This window comes from Vibrio sp. 1557 (genome assembly GCF_033340175.1).
Lineage (GTDB): Bacteria > Pseudomonadota > Gammaproteobacteria > Enterobacterales > Vibrionaceae > Vibrio > Vibrio alginolyticus.
Genome location: NZ_JAWOVZ010000239.1, coordinates 1 through 1126 on the forward strand (window position 1 = coordinate 1; position 1126 = coordinate 1126).

The 1126-nt window shown below is 46.4% G+C and carries 2 pseudogenes; one reads left to right on the top strand and one right to left on the bottom strand.

What is annotated here, in order from left to right:
- Positions 1 to 809: pseudogene (gene vmrA, locus R7070_RS26170) on the top strand (sodium-coupled multidrug efflux MATE transporter VmrA); the annotation flags it as partial.
- A gap of 53 nt (positions 810 to 862) precedes the next feature.
- On the opposite strand, the pseudogene R7070_RS26175 reads toward vmrA, so the two are convergent.
- Positions 863 to 1126 (bottom strand): annotated as a pseudogene (locus R7070_RS26175) (U32 family peptidase); the annotation flags it as partial.

Genomic DNA, 1126 nt, shown 5'->3' on the forward strand with positions numbered 1-1126 from the left:
GGATGAAATGGGAGCTAACAGGAGCGTCTATTGCGACCGCATTGGCACAGATGGTTGTCACCGTCCTAGGTGTGGGCTACTTCTTCTCTTCTAAAGCGAAGTTACGTCTAACATTTAGAGAGTTGAAAGTGCAATTGGATGCTATTCCTAAAATTGTGCTTATCGGGACATCCAGCTTTTTTATGTACGCTTATGGATCTACGATGGTAGCTCTGCACAACGCGTTATTCGCACAATACGGCAGCCCGCTTTTGATCGGCGCTTACGCCATTTTAGGCTATATCGTGACGGTCTATTATCTCGTGGCGGAAGGCATTGCCAATGGTATGCAGCCTTTGGTGAGCTACAACCATGGCGCACGAAATCAAGATAACATTCGTAAGTTGCTACAAATTGCTATGGGGACATCGGTTTTAGGTGGTGTTGTGTTCGTGGTATTGATGAACATTTTCCCGTACCAGCTCGTATCCGTCTTTAATGACGCGGATCAGCAGCTTATCGAAAGTGCTGTGGTGGGAATTCGTCTCCACATGTTCGCACTGTTTCTGGATGGTTTCTTAGTGGTAGCAGGGGCTTACTATCAATCGGTCAACAAAGGCAGTAAGGCGATGTTTGTGACGGTAGGTAATATGCTTATTCAACTGCCGTTCTTGTTCATCATGCCAAAACTGTTGGGTGTGACAGGCATTTGGATTGCATTCCCGCTCTCCAACATTGCGTTAAGTCTGGTTGTGATGAGTATGCTTTGGCGTGATATCAAAAAGTTGATGGTGGATAGCCCAGTAGAACCGAGCATCCAAGCGTCTTAAGTTGGCAGCAGAAAAGCGAGGCTAGTGCCTCGCTTTTTACTTTGTCGGAAGAGTTAAATGTTCTTCACTTCTAAGCCAGCCAATTGATGCCAGTAACCGTTGCATTGGCGGCTTGATAGTTTGTCTGGATTTGAGCCTTGTTCGTTAGAACGGAAGCGATCCAATTCTGAGAAGGTACTTACGCCTAATGGACTCAAGCGAACGACATCAACGAGTCCTTGCATGCTTGGCAGATCGTTGATCAGGTTGTAACAGTAGCCCGATTGCGTTTGGATGCCATTCAAGTTGAAGACTTCTTGTCCCTCTTGGCTGCTTAC